Source organism: Pseudomonas sp. A214 (assembly GCF_900156295.1).
GTDB lineage: Bacteria > Pseudomonadota > Gammaproteobacteria > Pseudomonadales > Pseudomonadaceae > Aquipseudomonas > Aquipseudomonas rhizophila.
On the sequence record NZ_LT707062.1, the window covers coordinates 952,642 to 973,236 of the forward strand.

Here is a 20,595-nt window from a genome sequence, read left to right on the forward strand (position 1 = left end):
GTTCGAGTCCAGGTGAACGTCATGTGGTGGAGCAAAGGCAAATCGCGGGTAACCGAGGGCGCACAGGCCCTGGCATCGCCAATGATCATGTCCCTGGAGCCGCGAATGCTGTTCGACGGCGCGGTGGCGGCGACCGTGGCCGATGCCGCACAGGCGGACGCCCAGCCCACTGCAGACGCGGCCAAGACGCCTGCGGCTGACCAGGCTTCAGACAGCCACGCGCCTCAAGGGCAGACCGATGCCACCCAGGCCGCTGTGCCCGGCAAGGCCGTGGTGTTTGTCGATTCCCGGGTCAAGGACTCGGCCAGCCTCCTTGAAGGCGTTGCGCCCGGTACCCAGGTGGTGCAACTGGATGCCACCAAGGACGGCCTGCAACAGATCGCCGATTACCTGGACACCCACCAAGGCATCAGCTCGGTGCAGATCATCGCCCACGGCAACGCCGGCGATCTCTGGTTGGGCAACAGCTACCTGTCGGCGGACAACGTTGAGGCCCGCAGCGAGGTGCTGGCGCAGATCGGCCAGGACATGAACGCCGGTGGCGATATTCTGATCTATGGCTGCTACACCGCTGAAGGTGACCGTGGCCTGAGCCTGGTCAATTCACTGGCGCAGTTGACCGGCCGCGACGTGGCGGCGTCCATCGATCGCACGGGCCTTGGCGGCGACTGGGACCTGGAAATCGCCACCGGCAACATCGAAAGCGCCAACGTGCTCTCTGCCAATGCCATGAGCGAGTACCAATGGGGCCTGGCCACCTGGACCGCTACCAACAACCTCAATTCCGGTATTGGTTCTCTGCGCGCCGCTTTGGATTCTGCGCAGAATGGTGACATTGTCACGTTCAATGCCGGCATGACTGTCGCGCTGACCCAGGTGCTGGTGGTCGACAAGAACGTCACCATCGATGGCGATCTCAACAACGACAACGTGGCCGACGTCACCCTCGATGGGCAATACCGCACCCAGATCATCAACGTGACGGCCGGCACCACGGCGACCCTCGATGGCCTGGTGATTACTCGCGGTATGGTGGCGGGTAACGGCGGTAATGGCGGCGACGATGCGCTGGTGTCAAAGGGCGGCGGGATCTATAACGCCGGCACCCTGACCCTGAGGAACGTCACCGTCACCGCGAACGCCGCTTCGGGTGGCGGCGGCGGTGGTGGTGTCACGCCGCAATACGCCGGCGGCGGTGGTGGCGGCGGTGGCGCGATCACTGGCGGTACGGGCGGCAAGGGCGGCGATACCCTCAACGCCACGGGCTCCAACGGCTCGGCCGGCCAGGGCGGCGCCGGGGGGGGCTTCTTCAACATGGGCGGGCGTGGTGGTTCCTCCACCGGCGGGGCTGGCGGTTCCGCGTATCCGGGCTACAGCACGGGCTCCGCAGGCGGTACAGCCGTCAGCGGTGGGCTATCCATCGGTGGCGGTGGCGGTGGCGACGGCTATAACGATATTGGCGGCGCCGGTGGCGGAGCGGTCGGTGGTATCTACAACGACACCGGCGCGACCCTGCGAATCATCGGCAACTCGGTTATTTCCAACAACGTCGGTGCAGGTGGCGGCGGTGGTGGCGGTGGCGCTGGTGGTGGTTACAACCACACGGGCGGTGCCGGCGGCGTCGGTGTCGGGGCCATCTGGAACAAAGGCTCGATCCTGATTACCGCCGCCAACTTCGCCGCCCTGGCCGGCAACGTCGGTGGCAGCGGCGTGGGTGGGACCAGTGCCGGCACCGCGGGTGTTTCGCCGGCGTCGGTGGCCAACGTCTACGGCGACGGCGGCACCATCAACACCAACTATGTGCCGGACGAGACGCCGCCCACCGCGACCGTCGTGGTGGCCAATACCAACCTGAACTCCGGTGGCACGTCGCTGGTGACCATCACCTTCTCCGAAGCTGTCACCGGCCTCACTGCGGCCGACCTGACGGTGCAGAACGGCACCATCGGCACCTTGACCAGCGGCGACGGTGGCATCACCTGGACCGGCACTCTGACCGCGGCCAGCAACATCGCCGACACCACCAACATCATCACCCTGAACAACACCGGGGTTGCCGACCTGGCCGGCAATGCCGGCGTGGGCACCACCGACTCGAACAACTACGTGGTCAACGACACCGTGGCGCCCACGGCGTCCATCGTGGTCAGCGATACTGCCCTTCGGGTCGGTGAAACCTCGTTGGTGACCATCACTTTCTCCGAAGCGGTCAGTGGTTTTACCGCAGCGGACCTGACGGTGGCCAACGGCTCGATCAGCGGCCTGAGCTCCAGCGACGGTGGCATCACCTGGACGGCCACCTTCACACCGGACGCTGCGATCACCGACACTTCCAATCTCATTGTCCTGAATAACACCGGCGTGGCGGACCTCAATGGCAACGCCGGCGTGGGGACGACCAACTCCAACAACTACGCTATCGACACCCTGCGTCCGACAGCGACCATCGTGGTCAGCGACACTGCCCTCAGGGTCGGTGAAACCTCGGTGGTGACCATCACCTTCAACGAGGCGGTGAGCGGTTTTACCACCGCTGACCTGACGGTTGCCAACGGTTCGGTTACCGGGTTGAGCAGCAGCGACGGCGGTATCACCTGGACCGGGACACTGACCCCGAGCGCCAGCATCAGCGACACCACCAACCTGATCACACTGAACAACACCGGCATTGCCGATCTGTCCGGGAACGTTGGCACCGGCACCACCGATTCGAACAACTATGCAATCGACACGCTGCGTCCCACCGCCACCATCGTGGTGGCCGATACTGCGCTGAATATCGGCGAAACATCGCTGGTGACGATCACTTTCAGCGAAGCTGTCACGGGCTTTACCCTGGCAGACCTGACTGTGGCCAATGGCTCCTTGAGCGGGCTGAGCAGCAGCGACGGCGGCATCACCTGGACCGCGACGCTCACCCCGAGCGCCAGCATCAGCGACGCCACCAATCTGATCATCCTGGCCAATACCGGTGTGGCGGACGCGGCCGGTAACACCGGCAGCGGCACCACCAGCTCCAACAACTATGCAGTCGACACCCAGCGACCCACCGCTAGCATCGTTGTGGCCGACACCGCGCTGAGCGTTGGCGAAACATCCCTGGTGACCATCACCTTCAACGAAGCGGTAACAGGCTTTACCGCCGCCGACCTGACGGTCGCCAACGGTACGATCACCGGCCTGAGCAGTGGCGACGGCGGCATCACCTGGACCGGCACGTTGACACCAAGCGCTAGCGTCAGCGACACCAGCAACCTCATCACCCTGGATAACACTGGTGTGGCGGATGCGGCGGGCAACGTCGGTACGGGCACCACTGATTCGAACAACTACGCCATCGACACCGCGCGTCCGACCGCGACCATCGTGGTCGCCGACTCGACCCTTGGCGTCGGCGAAACCTCGCTGGTGACAATTACCTTCAGCGAGGCGGTGACCGGTTTCACCCTGGCCGACCTTACCGTTGCCAACGGCAGCCTGAGCGGGCTGAGCACCAGCGATAACATCACCTACACCGCGACTTTCACGCCGAGCGCGGGCGTCAGCGATAGCACCAACCTGGTCACGCTCAATAACACGGGCGTGGTGGACGGCGCGGGCAACACCGGCAGCGGCACCACCGATTCGAACAACTACGCCGTCGACACCCTGCGTCCGACCGCCACCATCGTGGTCGCCGATACGGCGCTGAGCGTCGGCGAAACCTCGCTGGTGACCATTACCTTCAGCGAGGCGGTCAGCGGGTTCGACAATTCGGACCTGAGCGTCGCCAACGGTACGCTGAGTGCGGTCAGCAGCAGTGATGGCGGCCTTACCTGGACCGCCACCTTCACTCCGGCCCTCGGCGTCACCGACACCTCCAACGTCATCACCCTGAACAACACCGGGGTCAGTGACGCGGCGGGTAACTCCGGCACCGGCACTACCAACTCCAACAATTACCAGGTCGACACCAACGTACCGACGGCGACCATCGTGATTGCCGATACCACCCTGAGCATCGGCGAGACGTCATTGGTCACCGTGACCTTCAACTCGGCGGTCAGCGGGTTCGACAATTCGGACCTGACCGTCAGCAACGGCACGCTCAGCACCATGAGCAGCACCGACGGCGGCGTCACCTGGACGGCCACCTTCACGCCGAGCGCCAGTATTTCCGACACCAGCAACGTGATCACGTTGGACAATACCGGCCTGATCAATGGCGCGGGCAACGCCGGTGTCGGTACTACCGACTCCAACAACTACACCGTCGACACGGTGCGCCCAACGGCGACTATCGTCGTGGCCGACACCGCCATTGCCGCCGGCGAGACCTCGCTGGTAACCATCACCTTCAGCGAGGCGGTGACCGCGTTCACCAGTGCCGACCTGACGGTTGCCAACGGCGTGATTTCCGGCCTGAGCAGCAGCGACGGCGGCATCACCTGGACCGCGACCTTCACGCCGACCGCTGGCGTCACCGACACCAGCAACGTCATTTCGCTCAATAGCGGCGGTATCGTCGACCTGGCGGGCAACGTCAACGTCGGCACGACCGACTCCAATAACTACAGCATCGACAGCCAGCGTCCGACCGCGACCATTGTGCTGAGCGACTCTGCGCTGAGACCGGGCGAAACCGCTCAAGTGACCATTACCTTCAGCGAGGCGGTGACCGGCTTCACCAACGCCGACCTGAGCGTGGCAAATGGCACATTGAGCGCGGTGAGCAGCAGCGACGGCGGCTTGACCTGGACCGCTACTTTCACGCCGGACCTGGGCGTGACCGACGCCACCAACCTGATCGTGCTGGACAATACCGGTGTGAGCGATGCGGCGGGCAATACCGGAACAGGCACCACCAACTCGGCCAATTATGCCGTGGAGACGCGGGTGCCAACGGCCACCGTCGTGGTGGCTGATAACGCCCTCAGCGTGGGGGAAACCTCGTTGGTGACCATCACCTTCTCGGAGGCCGTCAGCGGTTTTGACAATGCCGACCTGAGCGTGAGCAACGGCACACTGAGCAACGTCTCGTCCACCGACGGCGGCGTGACCTGGACAGCCACGTTCACCCCGACGAGCAATATCACCGATACCAGCAACCTGATCAGCCTGGACACCAGCGGTGTGGTCAACGTGTCGGGCAACAACGGTGTCGGCGTGGTGAACTCCAACAACTACGCCATCGACACGGTTCGCCCCGGCGCCACCATCACAGTGGGCGACACCAGCCTGGGCATCGGCCAGAGCACTACTGTGACCATCAGCTTCACCGAGGCAGTGTCCGGTTTTGACTTGTCGGATCTCAGCGTCGCCAATGGTGTGTTGTCCAACCTCACCAGCAGTGACGGCGGCCTGACCTGGACGGCGACCCTGACGCCTACCGCGGGCGTCAACGATGCCACCAACCTGATCCTGCTCGACGCCAGCAATGTGCAGGACCTGGCCGGCAACGCCGGCGTGGGCATCGCGATTTCCAGCAACTACGCACTCGACGCCACCCGGCCGACGGCCACCATCGTGGTCGCCGACCCGAACCTGACGGCGGGCGAGACGACTCTGGTGACGTTCACCTTCAGCGAACCGGTGACTGATTTCGATCTGTCAGACCTCAGCGTCACCAACGGTGAACTGACCAACCTGACCACCAGCGACGGCGGTAGGACCTGGACGGCAACGTTCACGCCCACGGTGAACCTCACGGACCCGAGCAACTTCATCGCTCTGGACACCAGTAACGTCAGCGACCTGACAGGCAACGCCGGAGCAAGCGTGGCGGTGTCCAACAATTACGCCATCGACACCGTGGTGGCCAACGATGTGAAGCCACCGCCGGAGTTCCTGACGTCCGACCCTGTCACGGTCGTGCCGCCCTCCGAGGTGCCGTTGCAGCCGATTGTCTTTACGCCGCCAACCGGTGACCTCGGCTCGCCGCTGGGCTTTCCACCGCTGTTTGAACAACGCGACGTGGGCGGCGGCATTCGGCCGATCGGCGACATTTTCATCAACCGTGGTGCACTGGCGCCGAGCTATATCGCCCAGGTATTCAGCTCCGACGCTGCGGGCGATGGCTCCGGCCAGGGCTTCCTGGGCTTCGGGGGTGGCGATGGCGGGGTGTTCGGCAGCAGCACGATCGCCGGTCTGTTCAGCCAGGATGCCGGTTCCGATGGTGAATCGCTGGACGCCTTCGACAGCCAGTCGATGCAGGGCGGTGACGGGTCTCAAGGGGTATTCGGCGCACCAACCCTGGGCCAGCAACTTCAACAACTCAAAGACACCGAGCAGCGTCAGGTCGACAGCCTGGCAATGGCATTGCAACAGGTCGGCATGAGCCAGGCGCAGGCCTGAACAACTAAAAAAATTGGGGCAGCCAGGGGCAATCCAGGGAATGAATAGAAGTCAGAAGTTATTCGCAATGAGTGTGCTGGCGTTGACGGTCAGCGGATGTGCGGTCACCAGCGAGCCGATCGAGCGTAGCGTCAGCGAACAGCGCGCCCGGACCGATCTGCAGAATATGTACAAGGATCAGGAGCCCCTCAGCGGCCCGCTGACCCTGCACCAGGCCATGGCCCGTGCGGTGAAGTACAACCTTGAAGGCCGCTTGAAGATCATGGAAGAAGCCCTGGCCAAGCGTCAGCTGGACCTGGCCAGTTTCGACATGCTGCCGCGCATGGCCCTGGACGCCGGCTACGTGGGCCGCAACAACGTCAGCGCTTCCAGCAGCCAGAGCGTGGAAACCGGTACCCAGTCTCTGGAACCGTCGACCTCCCAGGACCGCGATCGCGAAGTAGCCGACCTGACCATGGTCTGGAACGTGCTCGATTTCGGCGTGAGTTACATCAGCGCCAAGCAGGCCGGGGACCAGCGGCTGATCGTGCAGGAGCGTCGGCGCAAAGTCATCAACACCATCGTCCAGGATGTGCGTTCGGCTTACTGGCGAGCCATGGCCGCCGAGCGCCTGCTCAAGCAGATCGACAGCTTGATGGTCCGAGTCGATACGGCCCGCGGCAACAGTCAGAGCATGAGCGAGCAACGCATTGGCGACCCAGTGCAGGCACTGGGTTACCAGCGTTCGCTGATCCAGGCCACCCGCCAGCTCGAAGAGCAGCGCCGGGCGTTGTCCCTGGCCAAGACGGAACTGGCGACGCTGATCAACCTGCCCCTGGGCACCGAGCTGACCTTGGCCACCCAGGATGAGTACGTCATCCCGGAACTCAAGGTCGACCTCGCGCGCCTGGAACAGGAAGCCCTGACCAGTCGCCCGGAACTGCGCGAGCAGGACTACCAGACGCGCATTACCGCCGCTGAAACCCGCAAGGCCATGCTGCGCCTGTTACCTGGGCTGGAGTTCTCCGCTGGGGGGCATTACGACAGCAACTCGTTCCTGGTGGAGCAGGGCTGGGCTGACTATGGCGTGAAGGTCACCTGGAATCTGTTCAACGTGATCTCCGCCCCGGCGGCCATTAACGTGGCCAAGGCCGGTGAAGAGGTCGCGGCGGCGCGGCGCCAGGCGATGTCGATCGCCGTGCTGGCGCAGCTGTACGTGGCCAATGCCAATTACCGCGAGGCGCTGCGCCAGTTCAAGACCAGCCAGCAGCTGTCGGAGATCGATGGGCAGATCGTGGGTCAACTGCGCAACCGCCATCAGGCCGCCGGCTTGGGTGAGCTGGACCTGATCCAGGGCGAACTCAATACGCTGCAGGCTGACTTGCGGCGGGATCTGGCCTATGCCGACCTGCGCAACGCCTATGGCCAGATCTTTGCCAGCGCTGGCCTCGACCCGTTGCCCGATGAAGTGCAATCGACCCAAGTGCAGTCCATTGCCACGGCGTTGGCCAACCGCGAAGCGGCGTGGGCCCAGGGCGATATCGCGGTGCCGACCGCGGCGGTGACCCAGTAACAGGCCGTACGCATGGTGCGCCCGGCGTTTTCCCGGCTGCCGGTAACGGTGAACCTGCCTTTGCTGTTGCAGGCACTGGCAGCCGTTGAGGACGATCATTGGCAAGGCCACTTCAACAGCGCGTACTACAGTGGTGACTGGAGTGGAGTGTCGCTGATTTCGGCGGTCGATGCCTTGACCCCGTTGTCTCCCGGGCGCGGTCAGCCCGTGCAGCGCGCGCTCTGGTCAGAGGATGACCGGTGGCACGAGGCGTTGCGCGACTGGCCGTTGGAAATCGTCTCGGCCCGGCTGCTGCGACTCGGTCCCGGCGGGTGTATCCACGAGCATCGCGATTATGACCTGGGTGGCGCGAACGCCGATCTGCGCCTGCATGTGCCGCTGCTCAGCCCGCTTGGCGTGGATTTCTGGCTGGATGGGCAACGCATTCCGATGACGGCGGGCGAATGCTGGTTTCTTGATCTGTCGCTGCCTCATCGCGTCGATAACCACAGCAGTCAGCCGCGGATTCATCTGGTGCTCGATTGCCGCCCCAGCCCATGGCTGCAACGGCAGGTCGCCGCCGGGCTGCTCAGCACACCGGCAATCGTGGCTGAGCGAAGTGATCTGGTGTGCTTTGAGCAGCTCGTTGAAACCGACCCTCAACTTGCCCGGACTTTGCAGAGCCTGCATGACGTAGACGCTTTCATTGAGTGCGCAATCGCGATGGCTGCCGCACGCGATTTACACGTTACCCGGGAGCAATTGCAGGCGACCATGCGCAACGGTCGCCGGCAGTGGAGTGATCAGTGGAAGGCCTGAACCTGGACGGCTGGCTGCCGATCCGCGTGTGGCAAGCGGCGGGGCAGTGGCGGGTTGACTGGTGCTGGTTCGGGGAGGAGCGATTGTCGCAACCGTTCTTCGGCGACGCGGTGGAACACGCCCTGCGGTTGCCCTTCAATCAGGCGTTCCGCCGCCAGACAGCCTTGAGCGCCCTGGACCAGTGGAGACAACAAAGCCCAGGCCTGCCCCCGAGTGCATTCATCTTCCATGCCTCCCGCTGTGGCTCGACATTGATCAGCCAGATGCTGGCGCAACTGGACGACCACATCGTCATTTCAGAACCGCCGCCTCTGGATACTCTGCTGCGCGGTGATATGGCGCACGCTGACCGCTGCGTGGCACTCAGGGGGCTGATGTCGGCCTATGGGCAGCGCCGCCGAGGCATGGAACAGCGGCTGGTGATCAAGCTTGACGCCTGGAACATCGGTGAACTGGCGCTGCTGCGCGAATGTTTTCCCGACACGCCTTGGTTGTTCGTGTACCGCGACCCTTTGGAAATCGCCGTTTCCCATTGGCGTCGTCCCGGCATGCACATGGTGCCGGGGATGATCGGGACAAGCGTGTTGGACGACGGATTGCCCTTCGGCGGCCAGGAAGATTTCATCGCGCGCCGGCTGGGGCGGTTGTTGCAGGCGGGGTTGGAGCACTGCCATGAGTTTGCCGGGCTGGCGGTTAATTACGCTGAGTTGCCTGATGCGATGGCAGGGCGGCTGGCGGTGTTTTTCGGGCTGAATGATGCCCAGCGCCGGCAAGTGTTTGCCATGACGGGGCAGCATGCCAAGCAGCCGGGGCAGGCGTTTGCCGGTGATAGCGAGGACAAGCGTCGGGAGGCTTCGTCACGGCTGCGCAATCAGGTGATGCATTGGGCGCAGGGGGCCTATGAGGCGCTCGAAACCTGGCGCGTTGGCCGGCATCAATGTTGACTGACCCTGCGCAATCGCGAGCAGGCTCGCTCCCACATTTGTTTTGTGTTGGTTTGAATATCCGCGACTGCTCACAATCCCCTGTGGGAGCAAAGCTTGCTCGCGATGGCGGCCTGATAGCCGGCCTGGCTCTCCCGGTTGTACGTCGATCAAACTGTGGGAGCGAGCCTGCTCGCGATGGCGGCCCGATAGCCGGCCAGGATTTGGTTGACTGGGTACATATCCGTTGCTGCGGTAGCGGCTGCTGGCGGTTCCGCCCTTACGGCGGGTCACTTTTGGCAAACGCCCCAAAAGTAACCAAAAGGTCTTGCCCCACCACTCGGTGCCTCGCCTAGGCTCGGCATGCCCGAACGCAGGCATTGCTCCGTGGGCCCGCCGCGAAGGGCCATCCATGGCCCAGCGCGGCTATCCCGGCATCCATGCCGGGATGCCCACTACGCAATACCTGCGTTCGGCCAGCGTGGTTAACGGGGCCCCCAGATCAAAATCAAAAGCGAGGCGGCCTGACAGCCGGCCTGGTTCTCCCGGTCGTACTCCAATCCAATTGTGGGAGCGAGCCTGCTCGCGATGGCGTCGGCACAGTTTGCATCAAAGCAAAGCTCTACCCCTTGGTCCCAGGCGCCGCCATCTCCTTCGTTTCCAAATGATCCAACGCCCGTTCAACCAACAACTGAACCCCATCGGCCATGCGGCTGATCGCCAGGGCTACACAGCGGCGTGAGTCATCGACATCGTCAGCCAGGTCGGCGGCGATGGTGCTGATGGAGAGCAGGTCTTCTGAGGCGTTGGCGAGCAGGGTTTCGGTTTCGATGTGGGGGGCGACAATGAAGAGCTGGTTTTTGTCAGGTTCGGACGGTGAGGAAGGCTGGGGTTTGAGGTAGTAATCGAGGGCGCGGGTGGCGGCGTCTTCGAGCTTTTTTTCTTCGAGGGCTTCGACGCGGGATTTATGGCCGCTTTGCGGCGGATTCGGTGTTGCTTTGAACATAATGATTTCCCTGGAGGTGGAGCCGACACCCATCGATTGCACTTCGAAAAAGGTGGCAGCTGTACGTAGGTGTGCAAGACCGGTCCAGGAACCCGGCAGACCCGAAAGTCTCCCACGCGCAGCCGCCATAACAGTCGGCGAGCATAGAAAAATGCTCGGCGAATAGCCATAACGAATGCGTTCCTAGATCGGACTTGCACGTCCGTGTCACCGTTTTTTGCGATGACGGACAAAGGTTAGCGGCGCTCGAAATCGCTGCGTAGTTCATGAACAACGCTGCGTATTGAAGGAAATGTCCGAGGGTTTGGCGGGGGAAAAGATCAAAGGATCGCAGTCTTCGGTAGCTCCTACAGAAGTGGGTGTAGGAGCTACCCAAGGCTGCGATCCTTTGATCTTTCGCTTGGAATTCCATGCCCTGCGCAATTGATCAAGACTTGTTGGGCGACAACTCCGCCATCCCCTTGAGCAACTCGATCGGCAGCGGAAAAACGATGGTGGAGGTCTTGTCCCCGGCAATGGAGCCCAGTGTCTGCATGTAGCGCAGTTGCATGGCGCCAGGCTGGCGACCGAGCATTTCGGCGGCTTGCATGAGTTTTTCCGAGGCTTGCAACTCGCCTTCGGCGTGGATCACCTTGGCCCGTCGTTCCCGCTCTGCTTCGGCTTGCCGGGCGATGGCGCGGATCATCGATTCATTGAGATCCACGTGCTTGATTTCCACGTTGGCCACTTTGATACCCCAGGCGTCGGTCTGGGCGTCCAGCACTTGCTGGATGTCGCTGTTCAGTTGCTCGCGCTCGGCCAGCAATTGGTCCAGGTCATGTTTGCCGAGAACGGCGCGCAAGGTGGTCTGGGCCAGTTGGCTGGTCGCCATGAGGAAGTTTTCGACCTGGATAATCGCCTTCTGTGGATCGAGCACGCGAAAGTACAACACCGCGTTGACCTTCACCGAGACGTTGTCGCGGGTGATCACGTCCTGCGCCGGTACGTCGAGGACAATGGTGCGCAAGTCGACGCGGATCATCTGCTGCACCACGGGAATCAGCAGGATCAGCCCGGGCCCTTTGACCTGCCAGAACCGGCCGAGCTGAAAAACCACCCCGCGTTCGTATTCGCGCAGGATCCGGAACGTTGAAGCCGCCAGTGCTATCAACAGCAACAACAGCATCGTGAAACCGATTTGCATACCCATATCAGGCTCCTTGTGAATCAGCGGCGGCCACTTCCAGTAGCAGACCCTTGCGTGCGATGACCCGCACGGCCTGGCCAGGCCGCAGCGGCATCGCGCTTGTCACCTGCCAGCGTTCGCCTTCCAGCTGGATCCAGCCATGATGGTTATTGCCGGCCTGTAACGCTGTCACCGCCGTGACGCTGCCCAACAACGCGGCATCGCCGCTGACGGGTTGGCGCGGTCGGGTTTTCAATGCGCGGACCAGGAGGGCTATCAGCAAAAAGCCACTGATCAGACCCAGGACGATCATCAGTGGGACCGGTATATCGGCGTTGGTCAGGATGATCGCGCCAATGACGCACAGAATGATGCCGCCCAACCCGGCGACTCCGTAGTTGGGCAGGGCGGCCTCGGCGATCAGCAAGGCCACGCCCGCGGCAATCAGCCAGAAACCCAAGGGATTGGCCGTCAGTAGCGCGAGTCCGTCAGCCGCCAATGCGGGCCCGCTCATGGCCAGCAATGCGACCATCAAACAGCGAATGTTCACTGGATCCTCCGCGATGTGATTGGGAACTCTATCTAGAGTCTAGTTCACGCGTGATTTGATCGAATTTTGATCAGTCTGGCGGTCGTCAAGAGGCTAGACTGCGGGGAGTAACCCAGCCATCCGATCTATGCTCAGGAGTCCCGCATGGAATCCCCGATCCACAGCCTGCCCGCGCTGTTCAAACAATTGGGCCTGTCTGACGACCCCGTTGATATCGACAAATTCATCACGACCCATTCACCCCTCAAGCCTGAACTGCACTTGGCTGACGCGTTTTTCTGGAGCACAAGCCAGCAGCAGTTACTGCGTGAAGAAATCCTTGAGGACGCGGACTGGGCGGAAGTGGTGGACCAGTTGAATGTGTTGCTGCGCAAGGGACGCAACGAGTGACACGGAAGCAGAACCTGTGGGAGCGGGCTTGCTCGCGAATGCGTCGTATCAGCCAGCATCACCGACAGCTGGCCCAGCGCTTTCGCGAGCAAGCCCGCTCTCACAGAGAAAGGTTGTTATTCTTTACTGTTATTAATAAATAGCTTCTTATTCCTTAATCAATCTGGCTCACCTCCCTATACTCGCCTGCAACAGACACGCGGGAGAGCACCCATGCGCAACGAATCGATTCGCTACCTGATTGTGCCGGGCTGGCAAGGATCGCCGCAAAACCACTGGCAAACCCATTGGCAGAACAGCCTGCCCAACAGTGCCCGGGTCGAGCAGGGCGACTGGTTGACCCCTCGGCGTGAAGACTGGGTGGCGGCGCTGGCCGAAGCCATTGCCGCCGACAGCAGGCCGGTGATCCTCATTGCCCATAGCCTGGGTTGCATCACGGTTGCCCATTGGGCGGCCAGCGCGCCGGTGCAGTTTCTGCAGCAGGTGCGCGGGGCGTTACTGGTGGCGCCGGCGGATGTCGAACGGCCGGCCTGCGCGCCTGCGTTGCGCAACTTCGCGCCGATTCCCACCGATCTGCTGCCATTTGCGAGCCAGGTGGTCAGTTCCGACAATGACCCCGCCGTAAGCGTTGAGCGCGCGCTTGAACTGGCGCGTCATTGGGGCGCCGAGGCCGGGATTCTGGCCGGGGCGGGGCATATCAATGTCAAGTCTGGCCATCAGCGTTGGGAGCAGGGGTTCGCCTATCTCTATCGTCTGCAAACCCGCATGGAGCACCACGCCCTGCGTCGCGCCTGAATTTTTTTGCCCTCCCGTCTCCCGGCGGTTGGGGCGGGAGTCTGCCATGAGCTTGCATGAAACACTGGGTCAGCCGTTGCTGACGTTTCCCGACGCACAAAAAAGCCCCCTGAGCATTCGCGCCAAGGCGTTGGTGTTCGTCGACCCGCGTTCGCGGCAACTACGCCACGCATTGGAGCAACTGGCGCCGCGCTCGATCGCTGTACTGATTCGCGGCCAAACCGGTACGGGCAAGGAGTTGCTTGCCCGTTACTTGCATCGTGAAAGCGCTCGCGGTGGACTGTTCGTTTCGGTCAATTGCGCTGCGATCAGCCCGACTTACGCCGACGCCGAATTGTTCGGTTATGCCGTCGGCAGCCACAACGGCTCGGCCAGTAGCCGCGCCGGCTGGTTCGGCTCGGCCAATGGCGGCACCCTTTATCTGGATGAGATCGGCGATTTACCGCTGCCGATCCAGCTAAAATTGTTGGCGGCTCTGGAGAACCACGAAGTCATCCGCGTCGGCGCCCACCAGCCCAGCCCTGTGGATGTGCGCCTGGTTGCGGCCACCAGCATCGATCTGGCGCAAGCAGTGGCAGCCGGTAAATTCCACCAACGGCTCTATGACTATCTCAGTGAAGGTCAACTCGAGTTGCCGGCTTTGCGCGAGCGGGTGGGCGATATCCTGTCCCTGGCCGAGTACTTCCTGGGCATCTACAGCCAGCGCCTCGGCCTGGCGGTGCCGCTGATCAGCGAAGCCGCGCAGCACGCGCTGGAACGGCACGACTGGCCGGGCAATACCCGCGAGTTGGAGAACGTCATTCATTTTGCGTTGCTGGTGAGCACCGGCGATCAAATATTGCCAGAACATCTCAATTTACCGCATCAACCGACACCCGCAACGGTGATTGAGCAAATGGTTCTTGAGTTGATCAGGCAAGGTGACCGGCAACAACTTGAGCGATTAAAGACATGGATCGCCGGGATCTGATGCCTGCGTCAATAATGTTACTGAATCATTTGAGCGCTGATGATTTTTATATTGTCGGCGTTGTTGTTGCGCGGATCCCGTAAATGTCGGGGCTGTTTCATTTTGCGGCCAGTTATAAGTTGTCATTCAAATAATTTGTCTGGGTTTTGATCTTGATTGGTGGCGCCGTAGTGATGGTTAATTAAATGGCGCAAGCAATGTGGCGACCAAACTGGAAGGCTGCCACTTATCAATCAAGTAACGGACTAAGGATTTGAAAATGGAACTTAAGAATAATGAACCTGGCGTGGCGACATGGTCGGACCTGAAAACCTTTAAGATTTTTTCAGTCTCGGGCGGTAATCAGTTGTACCGCAACGGTTATCAGCAATTGAAGGTTAAAGTGGTTGTCGAGGTCGAAGACTGGCTCTGGGGCAGTGTCGCTCTAAGCCAGTCCGAGCTGGACTCCATTGTTCTGGTCGATGCATTGACCGGATTGGCATTGACCAAAGACCGGCACCGCGAAGACATCAAAGACTGGAGGTACACCGAGCGGGAGGACAGCCGTTTTCGCCAGCTTCCTCCGAATGGCCCTATCCAAGGCTCGGTGCCGTCGGGTGAGTTTGTTTACACCAAAGATTTTTATGTCACGACCCGTTCCGACACACCGATAGATTTACAGCTGTGCATCACGCGGGCCGATGGCAAAAAATTTCTATCTTCCAAGGCCAGCGAGTTTGGCTCTCTGGTATTGATTCCACTGGCGCCCGCTGTTTACCGAAGTGAGCAGTACTCTGTTCGCACCATCCCCGCCTACTATTCCAGCCAATCGCCTGATATCGCGAAAGTCGAGGGTTTTGTCCTGGAGTTGATCGTTGACCAGCAGCGAATGGAATTTATGGCGGACTTTTATATGAGGACGCATCTTCAGATAGGAAGCCCGGACAATCGATACTCGGGTTATTACGTGGTGGGCTATGGCGATGGCCGCGCAATACGAACGTCAGCCTATTTGAGTTGGGAGCGGCCGGATGCGGTAGGAAGGAATTTAAGCGAAAAGGGCGTGGTTGCATTCGTTCTGGCGTTCGGAAAAAAGGGTGGGCCGGTGTGGGTCCGAGAGAATAGAAACAGCGCTGCACTGGAAATGCGTGATGTATTTGGAAATTTCCATCAACTGCGCGTCGGGATAACTGAAGAGACGTTGGCGGTCTGGGTCGCCCGGTAAATCAGAAACCATGTTCAAGGAAGAATAGATGAGTCGCTCAGTTTCATTCAAAGAGCAGTTAACTTCGGCTGCCTTCAGGTTTGATAGTTTCATTCGTTCGGGTGTTGATCCTCGTACCGGTAGTTATAGTTGCAGCGTGGCGCTGGATGCAGCGCCCACTGACGCAGCCGGCGGGTCGAAGCTACCGCTTACCCTTTCATATGATTCCTTCAATAATCAAAACATGGGTTTAGGCACCGGCTGGTCCCTGCGCACCTGCAGCTATGAGCAACGCCGACGCAAGCTGACACTGTCGAACGGCGTGACCTATCAGCTTCTGGTCAGCGAAGGCCAGGCCACGTTCAAGGATAAAAAGCTCGATAACCTGAACGTTACGGTGCAAGGCGATGAACTTGTCATTGAGCACATCGATGGGCGGACCGAAATACTCTCGCGCCCCTCTGCAACGGCTGAGGAGTGGCTGCTGACGCATGCGTATTGCCCCAATGGCAAGCAAACGCGCTATGCCTACAGGCTCATCTCCGGACAGCGACGTCTGACGGAGGTTTATCACCAACAGCACCGCCTGTTGAGTATCGACTATGCCCAGAACGGAGGAACGCCACCGACCATTACCTTGTGGCCGGATATGCCTTCAAAAAGACTCCAATACCGGTTCGCGCTCAACAATGAACTACTCCAGCGCATCATTCTGGTCACGGCCGAAAATAATCAGTTGATGTGGTCCTTTGGTTATCGGCGAATCAATGGTTTTTTGCTGATGACCAACGTCCAACAGCCAAGCGGCGCGCAGGAAACGCTCAGTTACAGGCCTGAGGGACATCGCTTGCCTACGGGGGCGCCGGTCTCTTCGTTGCCGGTTGTCGTCCAGTCGGTCATGTCCCCCGGCGGGGGGCAGCCGGCCATGATGAGCAAATATGAATACTCGCGCAGAAACTTTCTCGGGTTCGATTCGCGCGCGCTCTGGACCGCTGACAGTGATGTGCTTTATGGCTTGAGCGGGCAGTACGAGTACGCTTGCACCCAGATACAGATTGCCCTGGATGAAGGTGGTCAGCGTGAGGCGTCTCGCGTCACGCGTACCTACAACCGCTTTCATTCGATGATTTCGCAAAGAACGATCAGTGGCGGCAAGATGCAACTGCGGGAGATCGAATACCACGATGTCCCCAATAGGGCTTTCGAGGATCAGCCCCCACAGTTCCAGATGCAACGCGTGGTGCGCGACAGCTTCTTTGACAGCAGCGATGCCGCGGATGCGGGGCGCAGTAGAATCAGAAGCGAGGTCACCCGCACGTCCTATGATGAACATGGGAATCTGCTGGAAAAGACCAGTCCGAGCGGAGTGCGTGAAGTCTATGAATACTTCCCCGCACAAGGGGATGCTGACTGCCCTGCCAGTCCATTGGGCGTGCCGTCCTTGCTCAAACAGAAGTCCATTTTCGCTTCCCCTGACTTCGCTGCCGCGCCTACAACGGTGGTCCGTTACACCTACGCTGAGCTGCCTTCGTTACGTCCCGGTGGCGGCCGTTGTGTGCAGCTGGCCAGTGAAACACTGTACGAAGACGGCGTCAGCGAGCCACGGGTGGACTGTCGATTAAAGTACGTCAATGACGTCAATGACGTCTTCCATGCGAGGCTGCAAAGCAAAGTTGAAACGGTAGGCGGTGTGCGGACTGAATACCATTATGCCTACCAGCGTGAAAACGGGCATGTCCGCACCGACCAGACCTTTAGCGCCGAAGGCGTGAGGCACTTGCGACAGAGCTGGCATGACGAGTGTGACTGGCTGATCAAGACCCGTGAATCCGGGGGCAGCAGCGTCAGCATGAAATACGATTCGCTGGGGCAACTGATCCGTGAAACGGTGATGCCAGGCACCGACAGCGCAGCGTCGCGTCAATTCACCTATCAACCGTTCACACCCGAAGATCCGTTTGTCACGGTCATCGTCACGGATTCGCGGGGTGTCCAGACAGCGACCCGCAGTGACGGCGTCGGCCGCACCATCAGCGTCCAGAAGCAGGATGTCGATATGCCTGGCGCGCCCATGCGCCTGATCTATCAGGCCGAATACGACAGCCTCGGGCGCCTGAAGGCGGATGAAGAAACCGACTGGTTCGAGGGCCAGGCGAAATCACTGAAGACCCTGTACGAGTATGACCCGTGGGGACATCAGAGCCGCGTCCGTCGCCGTGGACAGGTGATCGTGCATGATGAGGTCGACCCGGTAGCGCTCACTCGCACACAGTGGATGGAGGGCGCCGGCAAGACGCGTACGTTCACGAACGTTTTTGGCAAACCGTCGCGCATCGAACGGGTGGACCTGTCAGGCGTTATTCGAGAGGTCACCGCCTACGAATACGATGGGCTGGGACGGTGCATCAGGCAAAGGGCTTCTGACGGGGCGGTGACTCGCTTCAGCTACGATCTGGCGGGGAGGGTTCTGAGTACGGTTTTGCCCGACGGTACGGTCATCAAGAAGCAGTACGCGGTACACAGCCAGGGTGACCATCCCACGCAAATCAGCGCCAATGACTACGTGGTGGGTAGCCGAACCTACGATGGGCTGATGCGTATTACGCTCAATCGCTCAGATGGTCGCACTGAACGATTGGTCTATGAAGGCTCCAGCAGGAACGCTTCGCAGAGGATCACTGCGGCCGGCAAAGTCCTGCGGTTCACCCTTGATCCGTTGCTCGATGATTGTGTCACCGAGCGCGCAGGCAGCCAGGCGCCGGTTTCGACAAGGCATCGTTTTGATCCGCGCACCGGCCTGCTCCAGGAGTCGGCCAACGCGCTGGTGCAGCGACGCATGGAATATTCTGCGTCCGGTCGGCTCAAGCAGGAAAAATGGGTAACTGCGCTCGACCGGTTCGAAAGTTCGCAAACCCACTCGTTGATGGGAAAGCCGATTTGCCATACAGACGTTAACGGCGCGGATCGCACCTGTCTTTATGACGAGACAGGACGGTTGTCGGGCATCACCCAAGGCCGAGTCTGCGTCGCCTACTCGTACAACGCTCAAGAGCACCTCAGTTGTATCACCGTCACCGACGCTCAATCGGGCCTGTCGATGGTCACCGACCTGGTGTACGACGAGTTTGGCCGCGAGGTTCTTCGACGTTCCTCCTCCCAGGAAAAAGACGTCCTGGAGTTGGCCCAGTCGTTCGGCCCCGGCGATAAGCTCAGCCAGCGCACGCTCAAGGTCGGGAACGTCCTCCTGCGCCTGGAATCGTTCACCTATGATCTGCGTGGCCGCTTGGAGCGTTACGCCTGCAAGGGTGAGCAGGCGCCCGTGGATACGCAGGGAAAAGTTATCGTTTCCCAGGATTTCACTTACGACTATCTCGATAACATTCGTCAGGTCACCACCCGTTTCGTCGGTGGCGAGAACATTGCGAACTATCGGTATGACCTGGCTGACAAAACGCAACTCAGTGCCGTCATCCACAGTCATCCCGACTATGTGGCGGGCAATACAACCTTCAGTTATGACGCGGACGGCAATCTGCTCAACGATGGGCAAGGGCGCAGGCTGCTGTATGACGAGTTGGGCCGCCTGGAAAGCGTGACGTCGGCGGACTCCAGATCGACGTTGGCCCGCTATCGGTATGACGCCTCGGATTGGCTCCATGCCTTTGAGCTGACGGGGGAGAAGGCATACCGGCGTTTCCACCATCAAGAGCAGTTGTGCAGCGAAGTGGCGGGTGACGAGAGGCGCAGCATCGTGCGCGAAGGGCGGCAGTTGCTGGCCCTGTTGCAAGGCCAGGAGACGGCGCTGTTTTGCACCGACGCTTACGGCAACGTCCTGCAGGCACTTTCCGGTGCAGACACCACCACGCAGGCTTATTCACCCTATGGGCAACGCCCGGTGTCCGACGGGTTGGGTAGCCTGTTCGGTTTCAATGGCGAGCCGCTGGACCCCGTGACGGGATGTTACCTGCTGGGTAATGGCTACCGGGTTTACGATCCGGTACTGATGCGATTCCACCGGCCCGACAGTTGGAGCCCGTTCGATGGCGGCGGCCTCAATCCTTATGCCTATTGTCTGGGAGACCCGATCAATCTCAGCGACCCGACAGGCCATATTTCTGCCTGGGGTTGGGTCAAGATAGGTCTTACTGCTGCTTTTGCTGTGGCTTCCGTCGCATTGACCCTTGCGACCCTTGGCGCATCCGCACCTTTGGTCGGGGTGTCATTTTCGGCTGCGGCGGCGTTGACGCTGGAAGTGGTGTCAGGCGCGGCATCGATTGCATCGGTGGTGTTGACGGAGGCAGCCCCGGATGCCGTCGCCACGCAGATTCTCAGTTACACCAGTATTGCGCTGGGTATCGTGTCTGGCGGGGCTTCCCTGGCGGGCAAGGTATTGGGCAAAGGCACAAGCGTCGCGTTGCAGAAAACCGTCGAGGCACTCGGTGATACCGTGACATTGAATCGTGGCAATGCCTTGCGTGCGGTACGTGTTGGGGAATATGCCAAGGCCGCGAGCCGTCTGGTTCCTGAAGGCGGGCGGCGTAACTTCATCGCTGTGCAAAACGACCTGAGGAATGTACTGACAGCCAAGGATGTGGTCGGTTACGTCAAGTATCCGGTTGACGGCGTCAGGTACACGATCGATAGAGATCGGTACATCGAAAAAGCCAAAGAGTATCTCCAGCGCGCGGACGAATTTTTCGGCAGCCAGTCGCTTGGGCAGGCACAGGACGAAATCTATGGTGACGTCAGGAAGCGAAGCGCCGATATCCGATTTGCCTGACGAGGAAATTACGCCTGCTCATTTATGGCTTATGGGTATAAGCACCTCAACAAAAGATATTGTTAAGGCATAAAAAATATCGGTATCGTCCACATCACGCCAGCGATAGCACTTCGCTGGCACTTCCATTGTTTGACCGTGGTCCATGAC

12 protein-coding genes are annotated in these 20,595 nt (G+C 60.5%); 9 read left to right on the forward strand and 3 right to left on the reverse strand.

What is annotated here, in order from left to right:
* Positions 1-21: 21 nt before the first annotated feature.
* From BW979_RS04230 to BW979_RS04245, 4 genes are read left to right on the forward strand one after another with little or no spacing between them, the layout of a single operon-like run.
* Entirely contained in the window at positions 22-6,333 is a 6,312-nt protein-coding gene (locus tag BW979_RS04230) for an Ig-like domain-containing protein (protein WP_076383243.1), read from the forward strand.
* A gap of 40 nt (positions 6,334-6,373) precedes the next feature.
* Positions 6,374-7,885: a TolC family protein gene (locus tag BW979_RS04235; RefSeq protein WP_076383244.1), complete on the forward strand. Its 1,512-nt coding sequence runs from the start codon at positions 6,374-6,376 to the stop codon at positions 7,883-7,885.
* 12 nt (positions 7,886-7,897) lie between these two features.
* Positions 7,898-8,683, forward strand: a complete 786-nt coding sequence (locus BW979_RS04240; RefSeq protein WP_076383245.1) for an aspartyl/asparaginyl beta-hydroxylase domain-containing protein — start codon at positions 7,898-7,900, stop codon at positions 8,681-8,683.
* Positions 8,671-9,627 (forward strand): sulfotransferase family protein, encoded by a 957-nt coding sequence (locus BW979_RS04245; RefSeq protein WP_076383246.1) that lies wholly within the window; start codon positions 8,671-8,673, stop codon positions 9,625-9,627. Before BW979_RS04240 ends, BW979_RS04245 begins: the two co-directional genes overlap by 13 nt.
* 601 nt (positions 9,628-10,228) lie before the next feature.
* Here BW979_RS04245 and BW979_RS04255 read toward each other — a convergent pair.
* The 3 genes from BW979_RS04255 to BW979_RS04265 all read right to left on the reverse strand — a co-directional run bounded on the left by BW979_RS04255 (position 10,229) and on the right by BW979_RS04265 (position 12,327).
* Positions 10,229-10,612, reverse strand: a complete 384-nt coding sequence (locus BW979_RS04255) for a DUF6124 family protein (protein WP_076383247.1) — start codon at positions 10,610-10,612, stop codon at positions 10,229-10,231.
* Between the two features lie 427 nt (positions 10,613-11,039).
* The gene (locus tag BW979_RS04260) at positions 11,040-11,801 is read right to left on the reverse strand and encodes a slipin family protein (RefSeq protein WP_047226796.1); all 762 of its coding nucleotides are present in this window, start codon (positions 11,799-11,801) and stop codon (positions 11,040-11,042) included.
* A gap of 1 nt (position 11,802) precedes the next feature.
* Positions 11,803-12,327 (reverse strand): NfeD family protein, encoded by a 525-nt coding sequence (locus BW979_RS04265; protein WP_047226797.1) that lies wholly within the window; start codon positions 12,325-12,327, stop codon positions 11,803-11,805.
* Between the two features lie 144 nt (positions 12,328-12,471).
* On the opposite strand from BW979_RS04265, the gene BW979_RS04270 reads away from it, so the two are divergent.
* The 5 genes from BW979_RS04270 to BW979_RS04290 all read left to right on the forward strand — a co-directional run bounded on the left by BW979_RS04270 (position 12,472) and on the right by BW979_RS04290 (position 20,445).
* On the forward strand, positions 12,472-12,717 hold the full coding sequence (locus BW979_RS04270) for a DUF2789 domain-containing protein (RefSeq protein WP_076383248.1): 246 nt from the start codon (positions 12,472-12,474) through the stop codon (positions 12,715-12,717).
* A 213-nt stretch (positions 12,718-12,930) separates the two neighbouring features.
* On the forward strand, positions 12,931-13,512 hold the full coding sequence (locus tag BW979_RS04275) for an alpha/beta hydrolase (protein ID WP_076383249.1): 582 nt from the start codon (positions 12,931-12,933) through the stop codon (positions 13,510-13,512).
* Positions 13,513-13,558: 46 nt separating this feature from the next.
* Positions 13,559-14,482, forward strand: a complete 924-nt coding sequence (locus tag BW979_RS04280; RefSeq protein ID WP_076383250.1) for a sigma 54-interacting transcriptional regulator — start codon at positions 13,559-13,561, stop codon at positions 14,480-14,482.
* A 259-nt stretch (positions 14,483-14,741) separates the two neighbouring features.
* Positions 14,742-15,686 carry a hypothetical protein gene (locus BW979_RS04285; RefSeq protein ID WP_076383251.1) on the forward strand — a complete coding sequence of 315 codons (945 nt, stop codon included), beginning with the start codon at positions 14,742-14,744 and terminating at the stop codon, positions 15,684-15,686.
* 28 nt (positions 15,687-15,714) lie between these two features.
* Positions 15,715-20,445 carry an RHS repeat domain-containing protein gene (locus BW979_RS04290; RefSeq protein ID WP_076383252.1) on the forward strand — a complete coding sequence of 1,577 codons (4,731 nt, stop codon included), beginning with the start codon at positions 15,715-15,717 and terminating at the stop codon, positions 20,443-20,445.
* The last annotated feature ends 150 nt before the right edge of the window (positions 20,446-20,595 follow it).

Bases quoted from the DNA above. Each gene is read 5' to 3' on its own strand.
- BW979_RS04230 (WP_076383243.1), top strand. From the start codon at position 22: ATGTGGTGGAGCAAAGGCAAATCGCGGGTAACCGAGGGCGCACAGGCC.
- BW979_RS04235 (WP_076383244.1), top strand. From the start codon at position 6,374: ATGAATAGAAGTCAGAAGTTATTCGCAATGAGTGTGCTGGCGTTGACG.
- BW979_RS04240 (WP_076383245.1), top strand. From the start codon at position 7,898: ATGGTGCGCCCGGCGTTTTCCCGGCTGCCGGTAACGGTGAACCTGCCT.
- BW979_RS04255 (WP_076383247.1), bottom strand. From the start codon at position 10,612: ATGTTCAAAGCAACACCGAATCCGCCGCAAAGCGGCCATAAATCCCGC.
- BW979_RS04260 (WP_047226796.1), bottom strand. From the start codon at position 11,801: ATGGGTATGCAAATCGGTTTCACGATGCTGTTGTTGCTGTTGATAGCA.
- BW979_RS04270 (WP_076383248.1), top strand. From the start codon at position 12,472: ATGGAATCCCCGATCCACAGCCTGCCCGCGCTGTTCAAACAATTGGGC.
- BW979_RS04275 (WP_076383249.1), top strand. From the start codon at position 12,931: ATGCGCAACGAATCGATTCGCTACCTGATTGTGCCGGGCTGGCAAGGA.
- BW979_RS04280 (WP_076383250.1), top strand. From the start codon at position 13,559: ATGAGCTTGCATGAAACACTGGGTCAGCCGTTGCTGACGTTTCCCGAC.
- BW979_RS04285 (WP_076383251.1), top strand. From the start codon at position 14,742: ATGGAACTTAAGAATAATGAACCTGGCGTGGCGACATGGTCGGACCTG.
- BW979_RS04290 (WP_076383252.1), top strand. From the start codon at position 15,715: ATGAGTCGCTCAGTTTCATTCAAAGAGCAGTTAACTTCGGCTGCCTTC.